Origin of the sequence: Streptomyces sp. RerS4, from assembly GCF_023515955.1 — a bacterium.
In the GTDB taxonomy this organism is placed as follows: Bacteria; Actinomycetota; Actinomycetes; order Streptomycetales; family Streptomycetaceae; genus Streptomyces.
In genome coordinates this window covers 6,252,933-6,279,032 of record NZ_CP097322.1, presented here as the reverse complement: position 1 = coordinate 6,279,032, position 26,100 = coordinate 6,252,933, and the positions used below count along the sequence as shown (strand labels likewise).

Genomic DNA, 26,100 nt, shown 5'->3' with positions numbered 1-26,100 from the left:
TGACGGACCGTGATCTATACCACGCGGGGGATAAGGAATAAGTACAGATGAGGCCGGGACCCCCCTCAGGCCCCGGCCTCACGTCCGTCACCGCCCGGTCGGCGGGTGTCCTCAGATGCTGACGCCCTTCGAGCGGAGGTAGGCCAGCGGGTCGATGTCGGAGCCGTAGGACGGGCCCGTGCGGATCTCGAAGTGGAGGTGGGGGCCGGTCACGTTGCCGGTGGCGCCGGAGAGTCCGATGCGCTGGCCGGCGGTGACGCCCTGGCCGACGGAGACGGACAGCGAGGACAGGTGGCCGTACTGGGAGTACTTGCCGTCGGCGTGCCGGATGACGACCTCGTTGCCGTACGAGCCGCCCCAGCCCGCGGAGACGACGGTGCCCGCGCCGACCGCCTTGACGGTGGTGCCGGTGCTCGCCGCGAAGTCGACGCCGGTGTGGTAGCCGGAGGACCACATGCTGCCGCCGAGGCGGTACGGGGTGGTGGCGCCGCCGCTGACGGGGGCGACGAAGCCGGTCGCCTTCGCCGGGGCCTCGGGCGCGGCGGGTGCGGCCGGGGCCTTTCCGGCGGAGCGCGGGGCGGGGACGGACGTGCGGCTCGGCGCGGACTTCGGTGCCGCGTCGGCCGTGTCGGCGCGCCGGTCGGTGTCGCCGGCGTCGCCCTTGGCCTGACCCGCGCCGGACGCGTCCTCGTGCCCGGCCCGGGTCCCGGTCGAGGAGCCCTGGCCCGAAGCGGCGGGCGTGGAGGGGCTCTTCGGGGCGGGCGCCTCGGCCCGGCCGCCGAGGGTGAGCTTCAGGCCGGGGTGGATGAGCGACGGGTCGGCGCCGACGGCCTCGCGGTTGTCGGCGTAGAGCCGCTGCCAGCCGCCGGAGAGGTGCCGCTCGGCGGCGATCTTCGAGAGGTGGTCGCCGGGCACGACGGTGTAGACGGTCGACGCGGCGGCAGCGGCAGCCACGGGGGCGGCGGCCTGGAGCGCGGCGGGGGCCGGCTCGGCCTGTACGGGAGCGGTGGCCGGCGTGGCCGCGGGGCGGCGGCGTGGGCGCCACCGGCTCCGATCAGCGGCAGCGCGAGGGCGGCGCCACCGGCGCCGGCCGCGGCGAACCCGCGGGGCAGGGAACGGGACTTCGGACGGCGGTGCTTACCCTTTCCGGGCATGGCGAATTCCTCTCCGTCGCCTGCGAGGTGAGCTGTCGGGTTCGGACTGGAGATGTCCGGCCGTATGCGCGCCGGCGTGTACGACTTCACCCCGAGCCGTCCCGGAAAAAGATCCGTGACGGCGGCTTACCTGGTTCCCCCGCTCCTGCCGCGCGCGTCGATGGTCGGGTGCGGTTCCCGGGCGGCGGCAGGATTAGGCGGTCCACCCGGATCGATCGCGAAGGTAATCCAGTGGGACGGCACCCAACAAGCCGTGGATTGCCCGACCGATTCACGGGGAAGAGGAATCGAGGAAATTCCGGTCACCCTCCGTTTATTTCGGACCATCAACAACCGCTCCGGCAAGGCAATTCGGATTTCGTGATCAGGCACGCTCGGTCACCGTATGATCTGGCTCACGGAGCCCGGCACGATCTCGCCTCCCCCTCTGGCAAGTTGGTCTCAACCAGAGCAATTCGGACACCGCAGGACGACACGGAGGAGTACACGTGACCCAGTCGATACCCCAGCCCCTTCCGGCGCGCCCCGAACCCGAGCCGGAGCTGATCGGAGTGCGCAACTTCCGTGACGTGGGCGGGTTGCCCACCATCGACGGACGGAGGGTCAGGTCAGGACGACTGTTCCGAAGCGGACATCTCGCGCATGCCACCGAAACCGGTGCAGAGTTCCTCGGCTCGCTCGGCCTCCACACCGTCTTCGACTTCCGCAGCCACGCCGACCACGCCGTGGAGGGGTTGGACGTGGCACTTCCGGGCGTCCGCAACGTGAACATTCCGATGTCGGATCCGGCCGACGGCCGGGACTTCTGGAAACTGGTCCACGAGGGCGATCTCGCCCAGTTGCGCGAGCTCCTGGGCGACGGGAAGGCGGCCGCGCGCATGACCGCCTCGTACCGCAAGATCGTGCGGACCCGCACCGCCGAGCACAGCCGGGTCGTCCACGCGCTCGCGGAGGACAGCGTGCCGGCGCTGATGCACTGCGCGGCGGGCAAGGACCGCGCGGGGCTGTCGATCGCGGTGACCCTGCTGGCCCTCGGCGTCGAGCGCGAGGCCATCGTGGCGGACTACCTGGAGTCGAACGCGCCGCACCGCCGCTACCGGATGCGCCGCGCCGACGCGGCCGACAACGGCTCCCCCGAGGTGCGGGAGCTGCTCTCGCCGCTGTTCGAGGCCCGCGCCGAGTACCTGGACGCGGCGTTCGAGACCATCGAGGGCCGGTGGGGCGCGGTTGACCGCTACCTCGGCGAGGGCCTCGGGCTCACGCCCGAGACCCTCGACCGGCTCCGCGACCGGCTGCTGGAGCCGTAGCTCCGCGCGGGGGCAGGCCGTCAGCGATTGCCGACGGCCTGCTTGACCAGCGTCCGGCCGAAGTCCCACATCAGGGCGCCGCCGGCGTGGGCCTCGTCCATGACCTCCCGGAAGGCGCCGACGAAGCGGTCCACGTCCGCCTCGTCGATGATGAGCGGCGGGATGAGCTTGATGACCTCCAGGTGGTCGCCGGAGACCTGGGTGAGGATCCGGTGCCTGCTGAGCAGGGGCGCGACGACCATCTGCGCGAACAGCCCCTTGCGAGCGGCCTGGAGCATGGCCCACCGGCTGCGCAGCTTCAGCGAGGACGGCCGGCCGAACTCGATGCCGATCATCAGCCCGCGCCCGCGCACCTCGTGGAGGAGCTCGTACTCGTCCACGAGCGCGGCGAGCCGGCCCCGCAGCAGGTCGCCCATGGCGCGGGCGTGGGCCACGATCCGCTCGTCCTCGATCACGGACAGGACGGCGAGTCCGGCGGCCATCGCCTGCGCGTTGGAACCGAAGCTCGCGGAGTGCACGAGCACCCGGTCCATGGACGAGTAGACGCGCCGGAAGATCCAGTCCTTGCCGAGGGTGGCGCCGACCGGCACGTAACCGCCGGACAGGGCCTTGGCCACGCACAGCAGGTCCGGCTCGACGCCCGGCTCGTGCTGGTACGCGTAGAAGTCCCCGGTACGGCCGAGGCCGGTCTGGACCTCGTCGGCGATGAGCAGGGCCTTGTGCCGGTGCAGCGCTTCCTGGGCGGCGCGCAGGAAACCGGGCGGGGCGGCGTGCACCCCCTTGCCCTGGATCGGCTCGACGATCAGGGCGGCCACGTCCCCGCGGGCCAGCTCCCGCTCCAGGGCCGCGAGGTCCCCGAGGGGGATCTTCGTGTCGGGGAGCAGGGGGGCGAAGCCGTCGCGGAAGCCGCTTTCGCCGTTGACGGACAGGGAGCCGGTGGTGAGTCCGTGGAAGGCGTGGTCGCAGTAGAGGATCCTGGGGCGGCCGGTGGCGTACCGGGCGAACTTCAGGGCGGTCTCCACGGCCTCGGTGCCGCTGTTGCCGAAGTAGACCCGCTCCAGGTGGGGGCTGTGCGCGAGGAGCTTCTCGGCGAGCAGTCCGGGCAGGGGTGGGCAGTCGAAGCGGGTGAGGTCGGCGAGCTGGGCGTCGAGGACGTCGTGCAGGGCGCGGCGGACGACGGGGTGGTGGCGGCCCAGGCCCATCACCCCGAAGCCGGCGAGCATGTCGAGGTGGTCGTTGCCCTCGGCGTCCCAGAAGTGCGCGCCCTCGGCCCGTACGTAGACCTTGTCGAAGCCGATGGTGTGCAGCATGCGGGGCAGCTGGTGGTTGAGGTGGCGGGCGTGCAGGTCGTAGCGTTCGTCGCCGCGTTCGGCCAGCAGCGCGGCGAGGTCGAAGCCCTTGGCCGCGTCGGGCGCGGCTGTCATGACGAGGCGTCCCGGTTGCCGCCGATGGTCTCGCGGGCCGCGCGCAGGGATTCCTTGAGCGAGCCCATGGTGGCGAGGACGGCGGTGGGCTCGTAGCCGCAGTGCGCCATGCAGTTGGCGCAGCGGGGGTCCTTGCCGCGGCCGTACTTGTCCCAGTCGGTGTCCTCGATCAGCTCCCGGTAGGTGGGGACGTACCCGTCGCTCATCAGGTAGCAGGGGCGCTGCCAGCCGAAGAGGGAGTAATTGGGAATGGCCCAGGCGGTGCAGGGGAAATCCGCTTTGCCTTCCAGGAAGTCGAGGAAGAGCGGGGAGTGGTTGAGGCGCCAGCGGCGCCGGTTGCCGCCCGCGAAGGCCTTCTTGAAGAGTTCCCTCGTTTGTTCGACTCCGAGGAAATGTTCCTGGTCGGGGGCCTTTTCGTAGGCGTAGGCGGGCGAGATCATCATCTCGTCGACCCGGAGGTCGTCATTGAGGTAGTTGAGGACCTCGATGACGGTCTGCGGGGTGTCGGTGTTGAAGAAGGTCGAGTTGGTGGTGACGCGGAATCCGCGCCGCTTCGCCTCCTTGATGGCGGCGACGGCCTCGTCGAAGACGCCCTCTTTGGCCACCGATTCGTCGTGGCGTTCGCGCAGTCCGTCGATGTGGACGGCGAAGGCGAAATACGGGGACGGGGTGAACTTCTCGATCTTCTTGCGGAGCAGCAGGGCGTTCGTGCAGAGGAAGACGTACTTCCGCTTCGCCACCAGTTGGCGCACGATCTCGTCGATCTGGGGGTGCATCAGGGGCTCTCCGCCCGCGATGGACACCATGGGCGCCCCGGACTCCAGGACGGCGCCGACCGCCTGGGCCACGGGCATGCGCTGCTTGAGCACCCCGGCCGGGTGTTGGATCTTCCCGCACCCCTCGCACGCCAGATTGCAGGCGTAGAGCGGCTCCAGTTCGACGATCAACGGGAACTTCTCACGCTTGCGGACCTTCTGTTCGAGCAGATAGGTCCCGACCCTGATGGACTGTCGCAGTGGCATGGCCATCTGGCTCACCTCCTGGGGAGCAGCAACGAACGGTGCCAGTCATGAAACGCGGGCAGTAAGCCACGCAACACACGGAAGGCAGATATTCCACCGCGAACCGTGCCGATACGGACGAGCTCATGCTCCGGAGCGTCCACGATCACCCGGACGGCCGCAACCGGACGTCCTCCCTCCGAAGGGGAACGGCCGCCCCGGGTGGCGGTCCACAGGGTGGCCGCGGACTCCATGTCGACCGCGAGGGCGCCGGTGGCGCGCAGCCGCTCGCGCTCCTGGCCGCGGACGACGTGGTCGGAGCCGGTCAGTACGCCGAGGTGCACGGTGCGGCCGGGCGCGGCGCGGGCCAGCGCCTCGGCGAGCAGCGCGGTCCCGGTGCAGGTCACCGAGCCCCGGGGGTCGCGGATCGCCTCGGCGACGAACAGGTCGCCGGGGTGCATGCCGGGAACCAGGCCCGCGCAGAAGCCGGTCGCGAGGACGGCGGCCCTTTCCATCCCCGGCCGCCGCAGGGCCTCGGTGAGCGCCCGCTCGGCGGCGCGCGGGCCCATCCCGGTCCGCAGGACGGACGCGGTCGGGCCGCCCGCCTCGCGGGCCGTGCGGGCCGCGCCGCTCAGGGCCGCCCGCTCGATGCGCAGCGCGCAGGCGATCAGCAGCGGGGCACAGCTGCCGGCCTCGCCGGTCACGAGACCTCCCCGGCCGGGGACAGGGCCGCGTCGGCATGTCTGCCCGCGGGGACGAAGGGTTCCCCGTGGAGGTAGCGGCCGAGTGCGGTGAGGGGGAACACCTGGCGGTACAGGTGGTAGTTGATGGAGAAGTCCCACGGGAAGCCGGTGCCGGTGAACTGGGGCTCGTCCCAGGTGCCGTCGGCGCGCTGGGTGTCCACCAGGTACGCCAGACCCCGTTCGACGGCCTTGCCGTCCCGCTCCCCCGCCGAGAGCAGGGCCATCAGCGCCCACGCGGTCTGCGAGGCGGTGGAGGCGCCCTTCCCCGCCCAGGACCGGTCCCGGTAGGAGCGTTGGTCCTCGCCCCAGCCGCCGTCCTCGTTCTGTACGGATTCCAGCCAGCGCACCGCCCGCCGGATCGCCGGGTGGGAGGGGGCGATCCCGGCGGTGGTCAGCGCCGGGAGCACCGAGCCGACGCCGTAGACGTAGTTGGTGCCCCAGCGGCCGAACCAGCTGCCGTCCGCCTCCTGTTCGGCGAGCAGCCAGGCGATGCCGCGCCGGGTGCGGGGGTCGGCGGCCTTGCCCTCGACGGCGAGCATCTCCACCACGTGGGCGGTGACGTCGGCCGAGGGCGGGTCGATGACCTCCCCGAAGTCGCAGAAGGGCAGCCGGTTCGGGAGGGTACTGGTGTTGTCGGCGTCGAAGGCGCCCCAGGCGCCGTTCCTCGACTGCATCCCGAGGTTCCAGGACACGCCCCGCGCGATGGCCGCCTCGACGCGGGCCGGTTCGGGGTGGCGGACGCGGCGCAGCGCGAGGACCACCTCGGCGGTGTCGTCGATATCGGGGTAGTTGTCGTTGTGGAACTCGAACGCCCAGCCGCCCGGGGCGAGTTCGGGGCGGCGGACGGCCCAGTCGCCGCGCTTGAGGACCTCCTCGCCGAGCATCCAGTCGGCGGCCTTGAGCAGGGCCGGGTGGTCGGGGCTCAGGCCCGCGTCGGCGAGGGCGATGGCGGCCAGGCAGGTGTCCCAGACGGGCGACTGGCAGGCCTCGATCATCCGGGCGCCGTCCTCGCGCCACACCGCGAACCGATCGAGGGACTCCAGGCCGGCCCGCATCACGGGGTGCCCGAGGTCGTAGCCGAGCAGGTGCAGGGCGATGACGGAGTACACGGCGGGCGGCTGAATGCCGCCCCAGCAGCCGTCGTTCTCCTGGCGCTCGATGATCCAGCGGGACGCGGCGGCCATGGCGGCCCTGCGCAGTCGGCGGGGGGCCACGCGCCGGTACAGGTGCAAGGCCCTGTCCATCCGCTGGAAGACGCCGTCCCAACTGGTGGCGCTCGCCAAAGGTTTGGCCGGACAGGGGGTGCGGGCGTCGGTGTGCAGCTCGTCCAGGGCGAAGGGGGCGGGGCGCACCGGCCGCAGGGCGGAGACCACGGTGAGGGGGACGATGGTCTGGCGGGCCCAGCACCCGAAGTCGTAGATGTTGAGCGGCACCCAGGGGGGCAGGAAGACCAGTTCGGGCGGGAGTTCGGGCAGGTGGTCCCAGCTCCACCAGCCGAACAGGGCCAACCAGATCCGGGTGAAGACCCGGGCGCTCGCGATCCCGCCGTGAGCCCTGATCCAGGCCGAGGAGCGGGTCATGTGCGGGGCGTCGGGCGGGTCTCCCGCCAGGCGCAGGGCCACGTACGCCTCGATGGTGGCGGAGAGTTCGGGCGGGCCGCCGTGGAAGGTCGCCCACGTGCCGTCCGCGCGCTGTTCGCCCCGGATGAAGCGGGCGGCGGCCTCGGTGGTGGCCGCGTCGCGGATGCCGAGGAACTGCCGCAGCAGCAGGTCTTCGGCGTCCATGGTGACGTTGGTCTGAAGGTCTCCCTTCCACCAGCCGGCCGGGTCCTGGCGGGCCAGCAGGTCGCGGACGGCGCGCTCGGCGGCGTCCGCGACGGCGGCGCGCAGGCCGGGGCCGTCGGGGGGCGCGGCCGGGGCCGCCACCCCGGCCGGTGTGTGTGCTTCGTGCGGATCCGCGCCGTCGGCCATCGCACCGCCGGGGTCGGTCGTCGCTGTCATGGCTTCCCCTTCGAACAGTGTCCTTCGCTGTGCTGGGGTCCGCCGTCGGCCGGTGCGCCCGTCAGGGGGCGGCGCCGGCCGGCGACTCGCGATTCATATCCACTTTCGGGCCGAGATCACCTCTTGCGCACGACAACGAAGTCGGCGAGCGCGACGAGCTGTTCGCGCACCCGCTGCGGCATGTCCACGTCGTCCAGGGCGCGGATCGCGATGGCGTGCTGGCGGCGGGCCTCGTCGGCCGTCCACTGGCGGCCGCCGGCGGCCTCGATGAGCGCGGCCCTGTGGGCGAACTCCTCCTCGGAGAAGTTCTCGAAGTCGTTGCTCTTGGCATCGGCCGCGAGCAGCTTGGCGAGCTCCTCGCACGCGGGTCCGCCCGCCGCGAGGGCGGCGACCACGGGCAGGGACTTCTTGCGCTGGCGCAGGTCGCTCCAGGTCTGCTTGCCGGTGGAGTCCGGGTCGCCCCAGATGCCGAGGAGGTCGTCGATCGCCTGGAAGGCGAGGCCGAGGTGGTAGCCGTACTCCTCCAGCTTGTCGGCCGTACGGTCGTCCGCTCCGCCGAGCACGGCGCCGATGGACACGGCGCACGCGAGCAGGGCTCCGGTCTTGTTCCCTTCCATCTCCAGGCATTCCTCGACGCTGACGCGCTCGCGGTGCTCGTAGGAGATGTCCTGGGCCTGGCCGTCGATGAGCTTGCGGCTGGCGGTGGTCAGCCGGCGGGTGGCGCGGCCCGCCTCGACGGTGCCCAGTTCGAGCAGCACCTCGTTGGCGAGGGCGAAGAGGGCGTCGCCGACCAGGATCGCCTGCGCCGGCCCGTGCACCTTCCACACGGTGTCGCGGTGGCGGCGCTGCTCGTCGCCGTCCATCAGGTCGTCGTGCAGCAGGGAGAAGTTGTGGACGAGTTCCACGGCGACGGCGCCGGGGATGCCCACCTCGGCCGGCGCGCCCGCCGCCTCCGCGGAGAGCAGCGCGAGGGCGGGCCGGACGGCCTTGCCGCCGTCGCCGTCGGCGGGGTTGCCCTGGGCGTCGATCCAACCGAAGTGGTAGGCGGCCACGGTGTCCATCGGCGCCGCGAGCCGGTCCACTGCGGCGCGGAGCACGGGCGTCGACAGCGTGCGGCCGCGTTCCAGGAGGGCGAGGGTGTCCGCCTTCTCCGCGCCGGCCGTGCCCACACTGGCAGCCGTGTTCTCGACAGCCGGGTTCCCGGGGTTCACTGGCTCTCCTCTGGTTCCTGTACGTGCTGTGCCGGTTGTGCTGGTGGTCGTGGTCGTCGTCATACCGCCTCCTGCAGAGGGTGTTCGCGGGGGCGGCCGAGTGCGGCGAGCGCGGCGTGGGCCGCGTCGAGGCCGCTGCGGACGGCGCCTTCCATGGTCGCGGGCCAGCCGGTGGCGGTCCAGGCACCGGCCAGGTACAGCCCCGGCGTGTCGGTCCGGGTGCCGGGGCGCAGCCGGCCGACGCCCGGGGTGGGGGCGAAGGTGGCGGTGCGTTCGCGCGTGACGAAGAAGTCCCGTACCTTCGCGCCGCGCGCGGCGGGCAGCAGCCGTTCCAGCTCGGGCAGGTACTTGGCGCGCAGGACGGCGACGGGCTCGTCGATGTCGTCCTGCGCGGCGGACTGGGACAGGGCCAGGTACTGGCCGCCGTCGGTGAGGCCGGAGGAGTCGGTGCGGTCGAACACCCATTGGACGGGCGTGCCGAGGGCGGCGAAGAAGGGTCGCTTGAGGACCTTGCGGTCGTAGACGACGTGGACGTTCAGGATGGGGGCGGAGCCGATGTCGAGGAGCCGGTCGGGGTCGGCGAGCGCGCCGCCGGGCAGCAGGCCGTGGGCCTCGCGGGCGGGGACGGCGAGGACGACGGTGCCCGCGTCGAGGGCGCCGTCCTCGGTGTCGACGCGCCAGTTCCCCTCGTCCGTGCGGGAGATGGCGGTGACGCGGGCGCGCAGCGAGGTGGTGACGCCGGCGGCGTCGAGGGCCTTGCGGGCGAGGGTGTCGTGGAGTTCGCCGAGCGGGACGCGGGCCCAGCCGATGTCGGCGGCGCCGTTCTCGGAGAGCAGGCCGGTCTTGAAGACCATGGTGGCCAGGCCCAGCGAGGACTGGTCGGCGGTGGCGTTGAGCGTGGCGATGCCGACGAGGTCCCACAGGGCCTCGATGGTGCGCGGGCTCTGTCCGTAGCGGCCGAGCCAGGTGGCGAAGTCGAGGCCGTCGAGCGCCGGGTCGGCGGGGTCGAGGCGGCGCAGCGCGAGGGCGGCGCGGCCGACGCTCACCCGCTCGGCGAGGGACAGGTGCGGGTAGCGGGCCAGGGAGGCGGCCAGGTGCAGCGGTACGGGCAGGGCGCTGCGGCGCAGTCGGCCCAGGCGCGGTCCGCCGGGGTGGGCGACGTCGAGGACGGGGACGTCGAGGCGGTCCTGGAGGGGGGCGAGGGCGGCGCCGTCGATGCGGTCCAGGAACCAGCGGTAGGCGGTGCAGCAGCGCAGGTAGACGTGCTGGCCGTTGTCGATGGTCAGGTCGCCGCGCTTGAAGGAGAACGCCAGCCCGCCCAGGCGCGGGCGCCCTTCGAGGAGGGTCACGCGCAGGCCGGCGTCGGCGAGTTCCAGCGCGGCGGTGACCCCGGCGAGGCCGCCGCCGACGACGACGGCAGTACGGTCGACAGCGGCGCGGTCGGCGGCGGCGCGATCTGCGGTGCTCATGATCCCTCCCCGGTGGTGACGGGCACGCCGGCGGACCGGCGGACGGGCGCGGTCGGTCGCGGGCCCGTCGCCTCGGGGGAAGACGCGGCGTGCGCCGCCCGGGTTGCCCGGCCGGCGGAGGACGACGGGGCGCAGGGTGCGGTACGGGGCATCAGGTGCGCCTCCGGGCGCTCTGGCGGGAGATGGTCCGGGCGTCGAGACCGGACAGGCCGCGCACGGCGACGTACGCCTTCTCGTGCGGCGGCAGCGAGACGCGTCCGCGCAGGACGGCCTCGGGTTCGCGCTCGATGCGGTCGAGCAGGCGCCGGTAGATGCCGGCCATCGCGGCGACGCAGGCGCCGCTGCGCCGGTCGAGCATGGGCAGCAGTCGGTAGCCCTCGACGAACAGGGCGCGGGCGCGGCGGACTTCGTGGTGGACGAGTCCGGCGAAGTCCGATCCGGCGGGGAGCCGGCCGTCGGCGAAGCCGTCGGAGCAGCCGAACTTGGCGAGGTCCTCGGCGGGCAGGTAGGTGCGTCCGTTGCCCGCGTCCTCTCGAACGTCCCTGAGGATGTTGGTGAGTTGCAGGGCGAGGCCGAGGGTGTCGGCGTACTCGTCGGCGCGGGCGGCGTCGGCGCCGAGGGCTCCGCCGCGCACGGTGCCGAACACGCCGAGGGAGAGTCGTCCGATGGCGCCGGCGACGCAGCGGCAGTAGAGCTTGAGGTCGTCCCAGGTCTCGTACTGCTGACCGCGCACGTCCATCAGGACGCCGTCGATGAGTTCGTCGAGGCCCCCGAGGGGGATCGGGAAGCGGCGTGCCGCGTGCGCGAGGGCGACGGCGACCGGGTCGGTGTCGTCCTCCTCGATCTCCTCCGCGCGGATCCGGCCGAGCAGGGCGCGGGTCTCCTCCAGCCGGGCGAGCTTGGCCCCGGGCGCGAGGGTGCCGTCGCCGATGTCGTCGACGCGCCGCGAGAACGCGTACAGCGCGGACATCGCCTGCCGCTTGTCGGTGGGCAGCAGCCGGATGCCGTACGCGAAGTTGCGCGCCTGCGCGCCGGTGACGGCCTCGCAGTAGCTGTAGGCGGCGAGGACCGGAGCGGACGGTGCGGACACGTGTGTGGGGCCCTCCACGGTCGGGCTCACCCCTTTCTCGGCGCGGTGCGCAGGACGGCGGCCACCTCGCGGAGCAGACCGCTGCGGCTGGACTTGGGCGGGCCGGGAAGGACGTCGAAGCCGGCGGCCGAGACGGCCTTCAGGGCCGCGCGTCCGCCTCCCACGAAGCCGGCGAGCAGCAGGCGCAGGCGGCCGTGCACGCCGGCGACGAGCGGGGTGCCCTCGTCCAGGAGCGCGCGGGCGCGCTCGGCCTCGAAGGCGACGAGGGCGCGTACGGAGGCACCGGCGGACGGGGCGCGCAGGTCGTGCTCGGCGACGTGGAAGCGGCGCATGTCCTCGGCGGGGAGGTAGATCCGGTCCCGGTCGAGGTCCTCGGCGACGTCCTGGAGGTGCTCGACGATCTGCAGGGCGGTGCAGATGGCGTCGGAGCGGCGGATCCGCTCGGGGGAGCTCGTCCCGGTGAGGGAGAGCACGAGGCGGCCGACGGGGTTGGCGGACAGCTCGCAGTAGTCGAGGAGCTCGCCGTACGTCGCGTAGCGCGCCACGCGCTGGTCCTGGCGGTTGGCCTCGATGAGCCCGAGGAACGGCTCGGGGGTCAGGCCGTGCGCGCGGACGACGGGCGCGAGGGCCAGGAGCAGGGGGTGACGCGGGGGGCCGGCGGTGGCGGCGAAGACGCGCCTCAGGTCGGCTTCGAGCGCGTCGAGCATGGCGAGGCGGTCGTCGCCGGCGGCCGGCTCCAGGCCCAGCAGCACGGCGTCGCCGCCGCCCGGGGCGAGGTCGCCGTCGCCGATGTCGTCGACGAGGCGGGCGAACCCGTAGACGGCCATGAGGCCCTCGCGCCAGGCGCGCGGCAGGAAGGCGGGGGCGACGGGGAAGTTCTCCGAGGCCGCCTTGGCGAGGGTGGCGCGCGCGGGGGCGTCCGCGGCCGTGCGCGTGTCCGCGTCCGTGCGCGCGTCCGTGTGCGTGTCCGTGTGCGTGTCCGAAAAAGGTGCCGGGTCCGTGTCGGGACGGGGACGGAGGCCGTGCCCCGGGGTCACCGCCCGCCGCCCGGGGCGGGGACGGCCACTGTGCCTGGGGGCCGCAGAATTCCCGTAGCCATTGCCGTCACGTCTCCCGTTCTACACTGCCGACCCAAGTCATCCCATTTCGGACACGCCGCCGGACTTTACCGGGGAGTACCCGGTGGTTTCCGGCTGCGGGGAATCGTCCCCTCTTGGCGCGATTGAGAACTGGTCCAGCTTACGCTGTACAACACCGCGAGGGACTGTCGGGTGGCCGCGGCGCCCCGGAATGTCGCCGGCCCGTGCCGAGGCCCCCGGCGCGTGGAGCGGCGGGGGCCTGCGCGGCGATACGGCGCGGTGCCGGAACCGGGGGCTCCGTCAGTGGCTGGTCGCCTTCTCGTACGCCGAGACGACTTCCTCGGTCGGTCCGTCCATCAGCAGCTCGCCCTTTTCCAGCCACAGCACGCGGCTGCAGGTGTCGCGGATCGAGTTGTTGTTGTGGCTCACCAGGAAGACCGTGCCGGCCTTCTCCCGCAGCTCGCGGATGCGCGCCTCGGAGCGGACCTGGAACTTGCGGTCACCGGTGGCGAGCGCCTCGTCGATCATCAGGACGTCGTGGTCCTTGGCGGCGGCGATCGAGAAGCGCAGGCGCGCGGCCATGCCCGACGAGTAGGTGCGCATCGGCAGGGAGATGAAGTCGCCCTTCTCGTTGATGCCCGAGAAGTCGACGATGTCCTGGTAGCGCTCCTTGATCTGCTCGCGGGTCATGCCCATCGCGAGACCGCCGAGGACGACGTTGCGCTCGCCGGTGAGGTCGTTCATCAGCGCGGCGTTGACGCCCAGCAGCGAGGGCTGGCCGTCGGTGTAGACCTTGCCGGACTCGCAGGGCAGCAGGCCCGCGATGGCGCGCAGCAGGGTCGACTTGCCGGAGCCGTTGGAGCCGATGAGGCCGATGGCCTCGCCGCGGTAGGCGGTGAAGGAGACCCCGCGTACGGCGTGCACCCGGCGGACGCCCGGGGCGTCGCCCTTGCCGCGGCGGAGTATCTTGCTCAGCGCCGCGGTGGCGCTGCCCTTGCCGGAGCTGCCCGTGTTCACGCGGTAGACGATGTGGACCTCGTCCGCGATGACGGTGGGCACCTTGTTCGCGTTGTTGTCAGCCACGGCCGTAACGCTCCTCAGCCTTCCAGAAGTACACGAAACCGCCGAGGCCGATCAGGACCGCCCAGCCGACCGCGAAGGCCCACACGTGCGGCGGGAGGTTCTCGCGGCCGTAGTCCTCGATCAGCGCGAACCGGACCAGATCCATGTAGATGGCGGCCGGGTTCCACTGGAGCACGTCCGCGATCCACGCCGGCTTGCCCTTCAGCATCTCACTGATCGAGAACATGACGCCGGAGGCGTACATCCACGTGCGCGTGAGGAAGGGCATCAGCTGCGCGAGGTCGGGGGTCTTGGACCCCATGCGCGCGAAGACCAGGGCGAGGCCGGTGTTGAAGACGAACTGCAGGACCAGCGCGGGGATCACCAGCAGCCACGACAGCTGCGGGTAGTTCCCGAAGGCGACGGCGACGACGAGCACGACGATCATCGAGTACATGAGCTGCTGGAGCTGCTGCATCGAGAACGAGATCGGCAGCGAGGCGCGCGGGAAGTGCAGCGCGCGCACCAGACCCAGGTTGCCGGGGATGGCCCGGACGCCGGCCATCACCGAGTTCTGGGTGAAGGTGAAGACGAAGATGCCCATCACCAGGAAGGGGATGTAGACGCCCTTCTCCATGCCCCGCCCGGCGTTCAGGATGAGGCCGAAGATCAGGTAGTAGACCAGCGCGTTCAGCAGCGGGGTCGCCACCTGCCAGAGCTGGCCCAGCTTGGCCTGGCTGTACTGGGCCACCAGCTTGGCCCGGGAGAAGGCCATGATGAAGTGGCGCCGACCCCACAGCTGCCGCACGTATCCGCCCAGGCTGGGCCGCGCGCCACTGACGGACAGGCCGTACTTCCTGGCGAGCTCCGCGGGGGTCAGGCCCGCGTCGTCGGACGACGGCATGCTCGTGGCGAGAGCGCCGTCGTGGGTTGTGTCACTCACAAGTTGAAACTTTCCGTCTTCAAGATGCGGCAGGGGCATCGGGGCTGGAGCGCAGGACCCGTGATCGGGCCCAATGTTCCCAGACGCGAGCTTGTCAGATCACGGGCGGTCGACCCAGCCGGGTCAGTCGCCAGACCGTACGCCACTTCATCGGGCGTCGCGGACCGCACGGGGTGGTCCAGCCTTCCTTGAACCCGCCGAACCAGGCCTTGAGCGCCGGGGCCGAGGGCCTGCGCAGCAGCGTCAGGGCGAGCCAGACGCCCAGGTAGACCGGGACCAGCGGGGCGGGCAGGTTGCGGCGGGCCAACCAGACGCGGTTACGGGCCACCATACGGTGGTAGACCGCGTGGCGGGACGGGGCGGTCGTCGGATGCAGCAGCACCATGTCCGCGCGGTAGTCGATCAGCCACCCCGCGTCGAGGGCCCGCCAGGCGAGGTCGGTCTCCTCGTGGGCGTAGAAGAACTCCGCCGGCAGCGGCCCGACCTGCTCGAACACCTTCGTGCGGACGGCGTTGGCACCGCCCAGGAAGGTGGTGACGCGCGAGGAGCGCATCGGGTCGGCGGCGCGCAGTCGGGGCACGTGGCGGCGCTGGGTGACGCCGGTGTCCGGGTCGGCGATGCGGAAGCTGACGATGCCGAGGCGCGGGTCCTCGGCGAAGGCCTGGCGGCACAGCTCGGCGGTGTCGGTACGCTCCAGCAGCCCGTCGTCGTCGAGGAACAGCAGGGCGTCCACGTCGCGGCCGCCGGGGCCGAAGGCCTCGATGCCGACGTTGCGTCCGCCCGGGATGCCCAGGTTCTCGGGCAGCTCGACGGCGCGTACGCCCTCGGGAAGTCCGGTGGGCTTCACGCCCTGGCCGACGACGACGACCTCGATGGGGTCGCCGTCCTGGCGTGCGACGGAGTCCAGCAGGGCCTTCAGCTCGTCGGGGCGGTTGCCCATGGTGATGATCACGGCGCCCAGCCGCATCGGCGCGGTCATTTGAGCCTGCTGGAGGCCAGGATCGACACCAGGTGCAGCACCGTCTGGAGCAGGGCGATGCCGGCGAGGACGGCCACGCCGATCCGGGTGAAGTACAGGTCGCCGCGGATCTGGTCCACGACGGCCAGCAGCAGGATCAGCAGGGAGGCCTCGATGCCGAGGACCAGCCGGTGGAACTTGAGCGCGGCGGCGGCCCGGCGGGCCAGCGCCATGCCGGCCGAGCGCGGCTCGGCGGCGGACTCCTGGACCACGGGCTTGCCGACCTGGTGGCGGGCGACGCCGACGAGGTCGGTCTCGGCCTTGATCAGGATCGCGCCGAGGGCCGCGAGGGTGCCCAGGAAGGCCCACAGCCAGTCGATCCGCCCGCCGCCCCACAGGTCGGCGGCGCGCAGGCCGAAGCCGACCAGGACGGCCGCGTCGCACAGGTAGGCGCCGACCCGGTCGAGGTACACCCCGGACAGGGAGAACTGCTTCTTCCAGCGGGCCACCTCCCCGTCGACGCAGTCCAGCAGCAGGTACAGCTGGACCATCACGACGCCCAGGACCGCGCCCCAGACGCCCGGCACGAGCAGCGCCGGGGCGGCCAGTGCGCCGGCCACGGTCATCACGTACGTCAGCTGGTTGGGCGTGACCTTGGTGGTCACCAGGAGCCGGGTGACGCGCAGGGAGATCTCGCGCATGTAGAGGCGCCCGCCCCAGTGCTCGCCGCTGCGCCGGTCCTTCACGCCCGCCGGGTGGACGACGGGCCGCAGTTCAGCGATGGATGGTCTGGACATAGTCGGCGTAAGCGTCCCTGATATCGGCTGCGGACAGGTTGAGGTGTTCCAGGATCGTGAAGCGCCCAGGGCGGGTCTGGGGGGCGTACTCGACGGCCGCGACGAACTCGTCCACGCTGAACCCGATCTCCTCGGGCAGCACGGGCAGGTCGTGGCGGCGCAGGACGTCGACGAAGAGCCCGGACTGCTCCCCGGCCCCCCGCAGGTGCATCGCGAAGGCCGCGCCGATGCCGACCTGCTCGCCGTGGAGCGCGGAGCGGCCCGGGTAGAGCAGGTCGAAGGCGTGGCTGATCTCGTGGCAGGCGCCGGACGAGGGCCGGCTGTCGCCGCTGATGGACATCGCGATGCCGGAGAGCACGAGGGCCTCGGAGAGCACGGTGAGGAACTCGTCGTCGCCGCAGCCGCCCGGGTGACGCAGGACGGACTCGCCGGCGGTACGGGCCATGGCGGCGGCCAGCCCGTCGACGGCCTCGCCGGTGATGCGGTGCGACAGCTCCCAGTCGGCGATCGCCGAGATGTTGGAGATCGCGTCGCCGATGCCGGCGCGGATGAAGCGGGTGGGCGCCTCGCGGATCACGTCGAGGTCGATGACCATCGCGATCGGGGTGGGCACGCCGTAGGAGCCGCGTCCGTTGTCGTTGTCCAGGATGGACACCGGGGAGCAGATCCCGTCGTGGGACAGGTTGGTGGCGACGGCCACCATGGGCAGGCCGACCCGCGCCGCGGCGTACTTCGCCACGTCGATGATCTTGCCGCCGCCGAGGCCGACGACGGCGTCGTAGCGGCGACCCTTTATGTCGTCGGCGAGCTTGACCGCCGAGTCGATGGTGCCGTCGACGACCGGGTACCAGTCGGCGTGCGGCAGGGCCGGCTCCAGGCGGGCGCGCAGCGCCTGCCCGGAGCCTCCGCTGATCGCGACGGCGAGCTTGCCGGACGCGGAGATGCGCTGGTCGGCGAGGATGCCGTCCAGTTTGTCCATCGCCCCTCGACTGATGTCGACGACGACGGGCGAGGGGATCAGCCGCGTCAGTACTGGCATGCGATCGTCCGGCCCTTGGCGAGGTCGTCGTGGTTGTCGATCTCGACCCACTTGACGTCGCCGATGGGGGCCACGTCGATCGTGAAGCCGTCGTCGACGAGCTGCTGGTAGCCGTCCTCGTAGTACAGGTCGGGGTCGCGCTCGAAGGTGGTCTTGAGGGCCTCGGCGAGCTGCTCGGCGGCCTCGGGCTCGATGAGGGTGACGCCGATGTACTCGCCGGTCGCGTCGGCCGGGTCCATCAGCTTGGTGATCTTCCGCACGCCCTGGCCATCGGCGGTGACGACCTTCATCTCCTCGTCGGCCAGGTTCTTGACCGTGTCGAGGGCGAGGATGATCTTCTGGCCGTTGCCGCGGGCGGCGAGGAGGGTCTTCTCGACGGAGACGGGGTGGACGGTGTCGCCGTTGGCGAGGATCACGCCCTGCTTCAGGACGTCACGCGCGCACCACAGGGAGTAGGCGTTGTTCCACTCCTCGGCCTTGTCGTTGTCGATCAGCGTGATCGAGACGCCGTACTTGGCCTCCAGCGCCTCGCGGCGATCGTAGACGGCCTCCTTGCGGTAGCCGACGACGATGGCGACCTCGGTGAGGCCGACCTCGGCGAAGTTGCCGAGGGTCAGGTCGAGGACCGTCAGGCTCTCCTCGGCGCCTTCGGGGCCGACGGGCACGAGGGCCTTGGGCAGGGTGTCGGTGTAGGGACGCAGGCGGCGTCCGGCACCGGCAGCGAGTACAAGGCCGATCATGCTGGTTCTCCTTCGTCGTGTACGGCGGGTGCTCCGGCGGAGACCCAGAAACGGATGCTCTCCACGAGCACCACCAGAGCCACGAACACGGCGAGGACCGTGAGCGCGACGGGGAACGCGTCCCGGGGAAGGACTGTGGCGAGGACCACGGTCGCCAGGACCCGGCCCTCGTGGCCGCCGATCGTCCGCACCAGCCAGTGCGGGGGGGCGCCCGAGCCGCCCCGGATGCGGTAGACCGCGTCGTAGTGATGGTAGGCGACCGCCGCGACCAGTCCGAATGCCGCCGGAAGGGTTCCGGGGACGTCCGCCTTGACGGCGAGCGCGAGGATCGTCACGTACTCGGCGCACCGGAAGAGCGGCGGGATGAGCCAGTCGAGGGCGCCCTTGAGGGGGGCCGAGACGGCCGCGCCCGAGAGGACGACGTAGGCCGCGGCGACGGCGATCAGCCACGGATCGCCGAAGTCGAGGGTCACGGCCCCGGCCACCATCAGCACGGATCCGACCGCGGCCGTCAGCAGCGGGACGTAGCCCGGCCGGTGGCGCGCGGGGCGGCGGTCCCCGCCGGTCCAGGCGAGCACGCCGGAGTCGGCGAGGTCCGCGAGGGCCCCGGCGGCCCGGTCGGTCCGGGTGGCCTTGCGGGTCAGCGAGCGCAGGACGCGGCCCGCGGTGGTGTAGAGGGCGCCGAAGGCGCAGCCCACGAGGAGGGCGTAGAAGACGATCCGGGGCGTGGTGACGGCCGTCAGGACCGCGATCATCGCCCACCGCTCACCGATCGGCAGGATGATCATCCGGCGGGCCCAGACGGTCCAGCCGACGCTGTCGAGGCGGTCCGACAGGGCGGCGGTGGGGCTCGTGTTCGCGGTGGCGTCGTGGTTGGCCTCGTTGAAGGCGAAGTCGACGACGTGCCGGCAGGTCATGAGGATCATCGCGCCGAGCGCGAGGGCCCATACGTCGTCCCCGTCGCGGGCGGCGCCGAGCGCGAGGCCCGCGTAGAAGGAGTACTCCTTGGCCCGGTCGAAGGTGGCGTCGAGCCAGGCGCCCATCGTGGAGTACTGGAGCGAGTAGCGGGCGAGCTGCCCGTCGGTGCAGTCCAGGACGAAGGAGACGAGCAGCAGCACGCCGGCCGTGACGTAGCCCCAGCGCTCTCCGGTGGCGGCGCAGCCGGCCGCGATCAGCGCCGTGATCAGCGAGGCGGTGGTGACCTGGTTGGGGGTCAGGCCACGGCGGGCGCACCAGCGGGCGATGTAGCGGGAGTACGGGCTGACGAAGAAGGTGGTGAAGAACCCGTCGCGGGACTTGACGGCGGTCCGCAGTCGGACGGCCTCGTCGTCGACGGCGGCCACCTCGGCCTCCGCCCGCGCGCGCTCCGCCTCGGAGCCGGGGACGGCGGCGACCAGCGTGCCGAGCTCGGGCCGCTGGACGGAGGTCCCGGCGGCCTCGACGGCGGCGGCGAGCCGGTCCGGGTAGGGCCCGTCCCCGCCGCCGACGGTCTCGGGCGCCAGCGCGGCGGCCCGGTCGAGGGCTCCGCGCGCGCCCGCCTGGACGGCGAGGGCGCCGGTCACGGCGCAGGCGTCGAAGCGCGGGTCGGTCAGGGCCAGGCGCAGCGCGTGCGGGTGTCCGACGAAGGCGCTGTCGACCACCGCCACCCGCTCGTGGGCCGGTACGTCGGCCAGTGCGGCGGCGGCGTCTTCGGGGCCGGTGACCGGGCGGACGTCGAAACCGAGCGATCGGAGCTCGTCTTCGAGCGGTGATCCGGGTACCGGCGGGCCGGTGAGGATGACGGTCGACAGACGAACTCACTCCTTGCGACGAACACGTTCGACGGGCCGCGGGGCGGGTGCCCGAGGGGGCGGCGGCACGTCGGCAGAGGCTATCGGATGAATGGAAGCCGGGATTCACCAGCCGTTCAGCTCGGCTGTTAGGCTGACCGTGGTACGTGTACGAGTGTCGTACACAGCTTCGTACACCCCGGCAACCGAGCGGGAAAGAGGTGGGTTGATGACCGTCGTAGTGGTCGCTGCCGTGCGCGGCGAACTCCGGTGCGTCCCCACTTCCCTCCGGGCGTTCGGCCGGGTCTGATCCCACCGATCTCACCTCGTCGGCCGGAGCCCCCGTTCCCAAGGGTTCACGTTGTCCGACAACACCCGTGGCACCACCACCTCTTCTTCTCCTTCCCCTTCGGCCGTCTTCGCGGCCTTCATGGAGCTGCACCGCGGCCTGCCCCGGCAGTCGCCCGGCTCCGACGCCTCCACCCGTCACCTGCTGTCCCTGTGCGGACCGCTGCCCGCGCGGCCGCGCGTGCTCGACGTGGGCTGTGGTCCGGGTCGCAGCGCCCTGCTCCTCGCCGCCGAGGCGGGCGGCGCGGGCCTGGCCGAGGTGACGGCCGTCGACCTGTACGAGCCGTTCCTCGACGAGCTGCGGGCCGCCGCCGAAGCGCGCGGCCTGGCCGAGCGGATCCGGCCCGTCAACGCCGACATGGGGGCGCTCCCCTTCGAGGACGGTTCCTTCGACCTGATCTGGGCGGAGGGCTCGGCCTTCGTCATCGGCTTCGACCGGGCGCTCGCCGAGTGGAAGCGCCTGCTCGCGCCCGGCGGCGCGCTGATGCTGAGCGACTGCGAGTGGACCGCCGAGGAGCCCTCGGCCGGGGTCCGCGCCTTCTGGGACGCGCAGTACCCGCTGCGCTCGCGCGCCCGCAACATCGCGGCCGTCCAGGCCGCCGGGTACCGGCTCCTGGGCACCCACCTCCAGCCGGACTCCGACTGGGCGCGGTACTACGGTCCGCTCGGCGAGCGGGTCCGGGACGCCGGCGGCGCCGACGCGGCCGACGCGGCCGCGGCCGCCGCGCTGGCCGCCGTGCGCGAGGAGCTCGCCGTACGGGAACGGCACGGGCACGAGTACGGGTACACCGGCTACGCGCTGGCCCCGGTGAGCGCCGGGGACGGGGGCGGCCGGCCGACCCGTCCGGAGACGGACGCGGATCGGGCGGCCGTTCGGGCCGTCAACCTGGCGGCTTTCGAAACCCCGCTGGAGGCTGATCTCGTGGACGCGCTCCGCGCCGACGCCTCGTGGCTCCCGGGCCTGTCCTACGTGGCCGAGGGGCCCGACGGGGCGGTGGCGGCGCACGCCCTGCTGACGCGGTGCGAGGTGGACGGCGTACCGGCGCTCGCGCTGGCTCCGGTGGCCACCGATCCGCGCCTCCAGCGCTCCGGCGCGGGCAGTGCGGTCGTACGGGCGCTGCTGGCGGCGGCGCGGGCGCGGGGAGAGGCGTTGGTGCTGGTCCTGGGCCATCCCGCGTACTACCCGCGGTTCGGTTTCGTGCCGGCGTCGCGGTTCGGCATCCGGGCGCCGTTCGAGGTGCCGGACGAGGCGATGATGGCGCTGGTCCTGGACGATTCCGTTCCGGTACCGACGGGAACCATCGCGTATCCGGCGCCGTTCGGCGTCTGATCCGGTGCCGGTGACCTGCTGAGCGACTCCGCTCCCCGCCGCCCTACCATGCGGCGGGGAGCGGACATGCGCGGATCGCCGAAGTGGGGACAAGCCTCTTTTGTACGGCAGACTGAAGGCCGAAGTCCGAAGCGAAGGATGGGTATGCCGACCACACCAGCCACCGACGCCGGCCACGCGTCCCCCGGCACCGGCACTCAAGAACCGATCATGCTCGAACTGGTCGACGAGTCCGGCAACACCATCGGCACGGCGGAGAAGCTCTTCGCCCATCAGGCGCCGGGGCTGCTGCACCGGGCGTTCTCCGTGTTCCTCTTCGACCAGCAGGGTCGCCTGTTGCTCCAGCAGCGGGCCCTCGGGAAGTACCACTCCCCCGGCGTCTGGTCGAACACGTGTTGCGGTCACCCCTACCCGGGCGAGTCCCCGTTCGCGGCGGCGGCCCGGCGGACCCACGAGGAGCTCGGGCTGTCGCCCTCACTGCTCGCGGAGGCGGGGACGGTGCGCTACAACCACCCGGACCCCGCGTCGGGTCTGGTGGAGCAGGAGTACAACCACCTGTTCGTGGGACTCGCGCGGTCGACGCCGCGGCCGGATCCGCAGGAGGTGGGCGACACCGCCTTCGTCACGGCCGAGGAGCTGGCGAAGCGGCACGCCGAGGCGCCCTTCTCCGCCTGGTTCATGACGGTGCTGGACGCGGCGCGGCCCGCGATCCGCGAGCTGACGGGTGACGCCGCCGGCTGGTAGCCCGTACGGGCGCCGGCGGCCCGGTTCGGCTCAGCCGACCGGGGTCGGGGCGGGGGTGGTGAGCGGCAGCGCCGCCCAGATCACCTTGCCCCCGGTGGCGGTGTGCTCGACGTCGCACACTCCGCCGGCCTCCCGGGTGATCTCCCGCACGAGCAGCAGGCCCCGGCCGCCGGTCTGGCCGAAGTCGGCCTCCAGCGCCTTGGGCCGGTACGGGTGGTTGTCCTCCACGGCCACGCGTACCCAGGCCCGTCCCACCGCGACCTCGACGGCCACCTCGGGCGAGAGGAGCGCCGCGTGCCGGACGGAGTTCGTCACCAGCTCGGAGACGATCAGCAGCAGGGAGTAGACCAGGTCCCGATGGGCCGGCACCCCCTGCCGGCCGAGCAGGTCGCGGACCGCGCGGCGGGCCTGCGGAACGGATTCTTCTACGGCGGGCGCGGTGAAGCGCCACACTCCTTCGTACGCGAGGGGGTCGGCCGGAGCCGGCACCTCACCTCCCGCGGCCGGCGGGATGCTCCCGCTGTCGTTCATTTTCCGGCCCCCGTCTTCACGCTCGATCGTCTCCACGCGTCCAGAGTGGAGAAGACGCTGGTCCGGACCGGACCGCTGACCATAAGTCAGCGGCAATCGGACACTTTCTGACCGCCGGCGTATGACAGAGTCAGTTGTTCGACCGTTACTGACCCGGCGCGGGGCGATGGGGCGTGCTGTCGCCGCCGGCGCCGACGTCGCTGCCAGTGCCGGTGCCGGTGTCGGTGTCGGTGTCCTTGACGAGGCCGATGATCCGCCGGGCGCTCATGCCCAGCGCCACCAGGCTCAGCCCGTCGAACAGCAGGGCGAGCGAGAAGAAGGCGCCGATCACGTACTGGCTGCTGCTCGGCCAGCTCCAGAGCACCAGGAGGCCGAGCAGGACGCCGAAGGCACCCTGGACGAGGGTCAGCCCGAAGTTGGCTCCACGCACCACGAGCGCGCCCGCGAGCCGGAAGAGCCCGCCGATGAGGAAGAAGAGCGCGGCGAACATGGTCAACGCCTCGGCGCCCACGTCGGGGCGCCGCAGGATCACGAAACCGGCGGCGATGTTGACGGCGGCCACGATGACGGCCAACCAGAAGTAGTTGCTCTTGCGGGACTGCACCGCCTGCACCAGACCGACGAGCCCGCCGACCAGCAGGAGCCAGCCGAAGAGGAACATCGTGGTGAGGGTCGCCACACCGGTGTAGACGAGGCCCACCAGACCGGCCAGGACGAGGACGACCCCGAGCAGGGCCATCAGTCCGAAGCCCCGGTTGAGTTTCTTCCTGTCCTGCTGCGGTCCGGAGCGGCCGGGGCGGCCCGAGTGGTCGGCTGTGCGGTCGTTGCCCATGGACGTGTGCCACCTTTCAGCACCCCCCGCGACGGACTCCCCTTGATCATAGGATCAGCCGCCCGGGATAGCATCCGGCGCATGGACGCAGCCCTGCACTCCTCCGTGGCCGACGGCGTCGCCACCGTCGTGATCTCGCACCCCGCCAAGCGGAACGCCATGACGGCCGGGATGTGGCGGGCCCTGCCGGAGACGCTCGCGCGCCTCGCGGCCGACCCCGCCGTCCGCGCCCTGGTCCTGACCGGGGACGGCCCCACCTTCTGCGCGGGCGCCGACATCTCCTCCCTGAGCGGGGACGACGACCCACAGGCCCTCTCGGTGGCGGCCGAGGAGGCCCTCGCGGCGTTCCCGCTGCCGACGGTGGCGGCGATCCGCGGATTTTGCGTAGGGGGCGGCAGTCAGCTGGCGGCCGCCTGCGACCTGCGGTTCGCGGAGGAGGGCGCCTCGTTCGGGGTGACGCCGGCGAAGCTGGGGATCGTCTATCCGGCCTCCTCCACGCGACGGTTGACCTCGCTGATCGGGCCGGCCTGGGCCAAGTACCTGCTGTTCTCGGCGGAATTGATCGGCGCGGACGTCGCCCTGCGCGCCGGATTCCTGAACGAGCTGCTGCCGACCGGTCAACTCGACGAGCGGGTGGCCGAGTTCACGCGGATCCTGGCCGGCCGCTCGCGCCTGACGCAGGCGGCGGCCAAGGAGTTCGTGGACGGGCGCACCGACCGGGACGCGTACTGGGCGCGGCAGGCGGCCGGCAGCGGCGACACCGCCGAGGGTGTCGCCGCGTTCCTGGAGCGCCGGGCGCCGGTGTTCAGCTGGCCCGCGCGGGGTTGATCGCGCGCAGCGCGGCGACGATCGAGGCCGGGGCCTTCTCCGGGGAACCGGCGTCGTAGGGCGGCTGGGGGTCGTACTCGCACATGAGCTGCACGGTCTGCGCGTACGTGTCCCCGGCGATCTTGCCGAGGAGCCCGAGGCCCATGTCGATGCCGGAGGACACCCCGGCGGCGGTGACGTACTTGCCGTCGTAGACCACCCGCTCCCCGGTGGGCTCGGCGCCGAAGGGGCGCAGCCGGTCGAGGTAGAGCCAGTGGCTGGTGGCCCGGCGGCCGTCGAGGAGGCCCGCGGCGGCGAGGAGCAGGGAGCCGGTGCAGACGGAGGTCGTCCAGGTGGTCGTCGCGTCGACGGCCCGCAGCCAGTCGAGCACGGCCGGGTTGTCCATCTCCCGCTCGGGGTACGGGCCGCCGGGCACGATGACGATGTCGGGGCGGGTGACCTCGTCGAGCGTCTTGTCGGCGACGAGCGCGAGGGCGCCGTTGTCCGTGCGTACGGGCCCGGGTCGTTCGGAGACGAACACGGTCTCGACGTCCTGGAGGCGGCCCAGGGTGTCGAAGGGGCCGATGGCGTCGAGGGCGGTGAAGTGGTCGTAGAGCAGGACGGCGATCTGCATGGCTGGCTCCTCCGGAGCGGGTGGGTGATCGGGCTGGGGCGGGTGATCGGCTGGGGCGGGTGGTCGGGCTGGGGCGGGTGGTCGGCTTCAGGCGGGGTCGCGGGGGTGGGCGGGGGTCGGTCCGAAGCGGCGGCGGTATTCGGCCGGGGACTGGCCGAGGTGGCGCAGGAAGGCCCGGCGGAGCGCTTCCGGGGTCCCGTAGCCGCACGCGCGGGAGATCTGGGTGACCCCGTCCCCCGTGTCCTCCAGCAGCCGGCGGGCGTGCTCCACGCGCACCCGCTCGACGTACCGCCCCGGTGTGACCCCGGTCTCGGCCTGGAAGGCCCGCGCGAAGTGCCGCGGGGACAGGGCGGCCCGCCCGGCGAGGGCCTCCACGCTGAGGTCACCGCCCGGGTGCTCGACGATCCACCGCTGGACCTCGCGCAGAGGTTCGCGCCGTGCGGTCTGGGCGGCGAGGTGCGCGCTGAACTGGGCCTGGTTCCCCGGCCGGCGCAGGAACACCACGAGGTGGCGGGCGATGAGCAGCGCCACGTCCCGCCCGCAGTCCTCCTCGACCAGGGCGAGCGCCAGGTCGATGCCGGCGGTGACCCCGGCCGAGGTGGCGACGTGGCCGTCGCGGACGTAGATCGGGTCCGGCTCCACGGTCACCCGCGGATAGTCCCGCGCCATCGCCTCGCACGCGTTCCAGTGCGTGGTCGCCCGCCGTCCGTCGAGCAGCCCGGCCTCGGCGAGCAGCAGTCCGCCGGTGCACACGGACACCAACCGCCCCGCGCGCCCCCCGTGCGCGCGCAGCCAGTCGGTGATCCGGGGCTCGAAGTCGCCCGAGAACCGGCCCCCGGGCACCAGCACTGTGGTCCCGGCGTCCGGCCGGGCGCTCTCCAGCGGCCCGTCGGGGACCAGCGTCAGGCCGCTGCCGGTGCGTACGGGCGTCCCCGCCGGGGAGACGGTCCGGATCGCGTAACGGTCCTGGACGCCGGGGCAGTGCGAGGCCCCGTTGAACACCTCGACCGGGCCGGTCACGTCGAGGCTCTGGACCTCGTCGTAGAGGATGACGAGTACGTTTCGCGACGTCATGGCTTCATGGTGTG

Annotated in this window: 23 protein-coding genes, 1 pseudogene and 1 riboswitch; of the genes and pseudogenes, 4 read left to right on the top strand and 20 right to left on the bottom strand. The window is 72.4% G+C overall.

Annotated features, from left to right (window positions below; translation table 11 throughout):
- Positions 1-111: 111 nt before the first annotated feature.
- A pseudogene (locus M4D82_RS28210) lies at positions 112-1,154 on the bottom strand (M23 family metallopeptidase).
- Positions 1,155-1,158: 4 nt separating this feature from the next.
- A riboswitch (cyclic di-AMP (ydaO/yuaA leader) is annotated at positions 1,159-1,324 on the bottom strand.
- 318 nt (positions 1,325-1,642) lie between these two features.
- Here M4D82_RS28210 and M4D82_RS28205 point away from each other — a divergent pair.
- Entirely contained in the window at positions 1,643-2,461 is an 819-nt protein-coding gene (locus M4D82_RS28205; RefSeq protein ID WP_249769179.1) for a tyrosine-protein phosphatase, read from the top strand.
- Positions 2,462-2,481: 20 nt separating this feature from the next.
- Here M4D82_RS28205 and M4D82_RS28200 read toward each other — a convergent pair whose 3' ends face one another.
- The 15 genes from M4D82_RS28200 to M4D82_RS28130 all read right to left on the bottom strand — a co-directional run bounded on the left by M4D82_RS28200 (position 2,482) and on the right by M4D82_RS28130 (position 19,807).
- The gene (locus M4D82_RS28200; RefSeq protein ID WP_249769177.1) at positions 2,482-3,885 is read right to left on the bottom strand and encodes an aspartate aminotransferase family protein; all 1,404 of its coding nucleotides are present in this window, start codon (positions 3,883-3,885) and stop codon (positions 2,482-2,484) included.
- Positions 3,882-4,913, bottom strand: coding sequence for an adenosyl-hopene transferase HpnH (gene hpnH, locus M4D82_RS28195; RefSeq protein ID WP_249769156.1), 1,032 nt, complete (start codon positions 4,911-4,913; stop codon positions 3,882-3,884). Before hpnH ends, M4D82_RS28200 begins: the two co-directional genes overlap by 4 nt.
- A 5-nt stretch (positions 4,914-4,918) precedes the next feature.
- The gene (locus tag M4D82_RS28190; protein WP_249769154.1) at positions 4,919-5,590 is read right to left on the bottom strand and encodes a phosphorylase family protein; all 672 of its coding nucleotides are present in this window, start codon (positions 5,588-5,590) and stop codon (positions 4,919-4,921) included.
- The gene (shc, locus tag M4D82_RS28185; RefSeq protein WP_249769152.1) at positions 5,587-7,629 is read right to left on the bottom strand and encodes a squalene--hopene cyclase; all 2,043 of its coding nucleotides are present in this window, start codon (positions 7,627-7,629) and stop codon (positions 5,587-5,589) included. Before shc ends, M4D82_RS28190 begins: the two co-directional genes overlap by 4 nt.
- 116 nt (positions 7,630-7,745) lie before the next feature.
- A complete protein-coding gene (locus M4D82_RS28180) occupies positions 7,746-8,840 on the bottom strand; it encodes a polyprenyl synthetase family protein (protein ID WP_502989018.1) in 1,095 nt (364 codons plus the stop codon).
- A gap of 59 nt (positions 8,841-8,899) precedes the next feature.
- Positions 8,900-10,309, bottom strand: coding sequence for a hydroxysqualene dehydroxylase HpnE (gene hpnE, locus M4D82_RS28175; RefSeq protein WP_249769138.1), 1,410 nt, complete (start codon positions 10,307-10,309; stop codon positions 8,900-8,902).
- A 151-nt stretch (positions 10,310-10,460) separates the two neighbouring features.
- The gene (gene hpnD / locus M4D82_RS28170) at positions 10,461-11,429 is read right to left on the bottom strand and encodes a presqualene diphosphate synthase HpnD (RefSeq protein ID WP_249769136.1); all 969 of its coding nucleotides are present in this window, start codon (positions 11,427-11,429) and stop codon (positions 10,461-10,463) included.
- On the bottom strand, positions 11,426-12,436 hold the full coding sequence (gene hpnC, locus M4D82_RS28165) for a squalene synthase HpnC (RefSeq protein ID WP_249769134.1): 1,011 nt from the start codon (positions 12,434-12,436) through the stop codon (positions 11,426-11,428). Before hpnC ends, hpnD begins: the two co-directional genes overlap by 4 nt.
- A 342-nt stretch (positions 12,437-12,778) precedes the next feature.
- Positions 12,779-13,561: an ABC transporter ATP-binding protein gene (locus tag M4D82_RS28160; RefSeq protein WP_249769132.1), complete on the bottom strand. Its 783-nt coding sequence runs from the start codon at positions 13,559-13,561 to the stop codon at positions 12,779-12,781.
- Complete coding sequence (locus tag M4D82_RS28155) at positions 13,554-14,483, bottom strand: ABC transporter permease (protein WP_249769130.1); 930 nt, start codon at positions 14,481-14,483, stop codon at positions 13,554-13,556. Before M4D82_RS28155 ends, M4D82_RS28160 begins: the two co-directional genes overlap by 8 nt.
- 94 nt (positions 14,484-14,577) lie before the next feature.
- Positions 14,578-15,462 carry a glycosyltransferase family 2 protein gene (locus M4D82_RS28150; protein ID WP_249769128.1) on the bottom strand — a complete coding sequence of 295 codons (885 nt, stop codon included), beginning with the start codon at positions 15,460-15,462 and terminating at the stop codon, positions 14,578-14,580.
- A complete protein-coding gene (locus tag M4D82_RS28145; protein ID WP_249769110.1) occupies positions 15,459-16,238 on the bottom strand; it encodes a CDP-alcohol phosphatidyltransferase family protein in 780 nt (259 codons plus the stop codon). The genes M4D82_RS28150 and M4D82_RS28145 overlap by 4 nt, the downstream gene beginning before the upstream one ends.
- On the bottom strand, positions 16,216-17,277 hold the full coding sequence (locus tag M4D82_RS28140; protein ID WP_249769108.1) for an iron-containing alcohol dehydrogenase family protein: 1,062 nt from the start codon (positions 17,275-17,277) through the stop codon (positions 16,216-16,218). The genes M4D82_RS28145 and M4D82_RS28140 overlap by 23 nt, the downstream gene beginning before the upstream one ends.
- On the bottom strand, positions 17,265-18,017 hold the full coding sequence (locus M4D82_RS28135) for a phosphocholine cytidylyltransferase family protein (RefSeq protein ID WP_249769106.1): 753 nt from the start codon (positions 18,015-18,017) through the stop codon (positions 17,265-17,267). The genes M4D82_RS28140 and M4D82_RS28135 overlap by 13 nt, the downstream gene beginning before the upstream one ends.
- Positions 18,014-19,807, bottom strand: coding sequence for a DUF5941 domain-containing protein (locus M4D82_RS28130; RefSeq protein ID WP_249772224.1), 1,794 nt, complete (start codon positions 19,805-19,807; stop codon positions 18,014-18,016). The genes M4D82_RS28135 and M4D82_RS28130 overlap by 4 nt, the downstream gene beginning before the upstream one ends.
- 340 nt (positions 19,808-20,147) lie before the next feature.
- Between M4D82_RS28130 and M4D82_RS28125 the strand changes: the two genes are divergently transcribed.
- Positions 20,148-21,464 (top strand): bifunctional class I SAM-dependent methyltransferase/N-acetyltransferase, encoded by a 1,317-nt coding sequence (locus M4D82_RS28125; protein WP_502989017.1) that lies wholly within the window; start codon positions 20,148-20,150, stop codon positions 21,462-21,464.
- A 144-nt stretch (positions 21,465-21,608) separates the two neighbouring features.
- Positions 21,609-22,208, top strand: coding sequence for an isopentenyl-diphosphate Delta-isomerase (gene idi / locus M4D82_RS28120; RefSeq protein WP_249769104.1), 600 nt, complete (start codon positions 21,609-21,611; stop codon positions 22,206-22,208).
- Positions 22,209-22,238: 30 nt separating this feature from the next.
- Here idi and M4D82_RS28115 read toward each other — a convergent pair whose 3' ends face one another.
- Positions 22,239-22,739 (bottom strand): ATP-binding protein, encoded by a 501-nt coding sequence (locus M4D82_RS28115; RefSeq protein ID WP_249769093.1) that lies wholly within the window; start codon positions 22,737-22,739, stop codon positions 22,239-22,241.
- 145 nt (positions 22,740-22,884) lie between these two features.
- A complete protein-coding gene (locus M4D82_RS28110) occupies positions 22,885-23,478 on the bottom strand; it encodes an HdeD family acid-resistance protein (protein WP_349637123.1) in 594 nt (197 codons plus the stop codon).
- A 174-nt stretch (positions 23,479-23,652) separates the two neighbouring features.
- Here M4D82_RS28110 and M4D82_RS28105 point away from each other — a divergent pair, with 174 nt between their 5' ends.
- Entirely contained in the window at positions 23,653-24,399 is a 747-nt protein-coding gene (locus M4D82_RS28105) for an enoyl-CoA hydratase/isomerase family protein (RefSeq protein ID WP_249769089.1), read from the top strand.
- Here the strand turns inward: M4D82_RS28105 and M4D82_RS28100 are convergent.
- Together M4D82_RS28100 and M4D82_RS28095 are read right to left on the bottom strand one after the other, a co-directional pair.
- The gene (locus tag M4D82_RS28100; protein ID WP_249769087.1) at positions 24,377-25,012 is read right to left on the bottom strand and encodes a DJ-1/PfpI family protein; all 636 of its coding nucleotides are present in this window, start codon (positions 25,010-25,012) and stop codon (positions 24,377-24,379) included. The genes M4D82_RS28105 and M4D82_RS28100 overlap by 23 nt on opposite strands.
- Before the next feature lie 87 nt (positions 25,013-25,099).
- Positions 25,100-26,086, bottom strand: coding sequence for a GlxA family transcriptional regulator (locus tag M4D82_RS28095; RefSeq protein WP_249769085.1), 987 nt, complete (start codon positions 26,084-26,086; stop codon positions 25,100-25,102).
- Positions 26,087-26,100: the final 14 nt, after the last annotated feature.

What these genes read in the sequence shown, in the direction of transcription:
- M4D82_RS28145 (WP_249769110.1), bottom strand. Translation starts at nt 16,238, where the DNA reads ATGTCCAGACCATCCATCGCTGAACTGCGGCCCGTCGTCCACCCGGCG.
- shc (WP_249769152.1), bottom strand. Translation starts at nt 7,629, where the DNA reads ATGACAGCGACGACCGACCCCGGCGGTGCGATGGCCGACGGCGCGGAT.
- M4D82_RS28140 (WP_249769108.1), bottom strand. Translation starts at nt 17,277, where the DNA reads ATGCCAGTACTGACGCGGCTGATCCCCTCGCCCGTCGTCGTCGACATC.
- M4D82_RS28110 (WP_349637123.1), bottom strand. Translation starts at nt 23,478, where the DNA reads ATGGCCCTGCTCGGGGTCGTCCTCGTCCTGGCCGGTCTGGTGGGCCTC.
- hpnE (WP_249769138.1), bottom strand. Translation starts at nt 10,309, where the DNA reads ATGAGCACCGCAGATCGCGCCGCCGCCGACCGCGCCGCTGTCGACCGT.
- M4D82_RS28115 (WP_249769093.1), bottom strand. Translation starts at nt 22,739, where the DNA reads ATGAACGACAGCGGGAGCATCCCGCCGGCCGCGGGAGGTGAGGTGCCG.
- M4D82_RS28100 (WP_249769087.1), bottom strand. Translation starts at nt 25,012, where the DNA reads ATGCAGATCGCCGTCCTGCTCTACGACCACTTCACCGCCCTCGACGCC.
- M4D82_RS28150 (WP_249769128.1), bottom strand. Translation starts at nt 15,462, where the DNA reads ATGACCGCGCCGATGCGGCTGGGCGCCGTGATCATCACCATGGGCAAC.
- hpnH (WP_249769156.1), bottom strand. Translation starts at nt 4,913, where the DNA reads ATGGCCATGCCACTGCGACAGTCCATCAGGGTCGGGACCTATCTGCTC.
- M4D82_RS28135 (WP_249769106.1), bottom strand. Translation starts at nt 18,017, where the DNA reads ATGATCGGCCTTGTACTCGCTGCCGGTGCCGGACGCCGCCTGCGTCCC.
- idi (WP_249769104.1), top strand. Translation starts at nt 21,609, where the DNA reads ATGCCGACCACACCAGCCACCGACGCCGGCCACGCGTCCCCCGGCACC.
- M4D82_RS28105 (WP_249769089.1), top strand. Translation starts at nt 23,653, where the DNA reads ATGGACGCAGCCCTGCACTCCTCCGTGGCCGACGGCGTCGCCACCGTC.
- M4D82_RS28200 (WP_249769177.1), bottom strand. Translation starts at nt 3,885, where the DNA reads ATGACAGCCGCGCCCGACGCGGCCAAGGGCTTCGACCTCGCCGCGCTG.
- M4D82_RS28095 (WP_249769085.1), bottom strand. Translation starts at nt 26,086, where the DNA reads ATGACGTCGCGAAACGTACTCGTCATCCTCTACGACGAGGTCCAGAGC.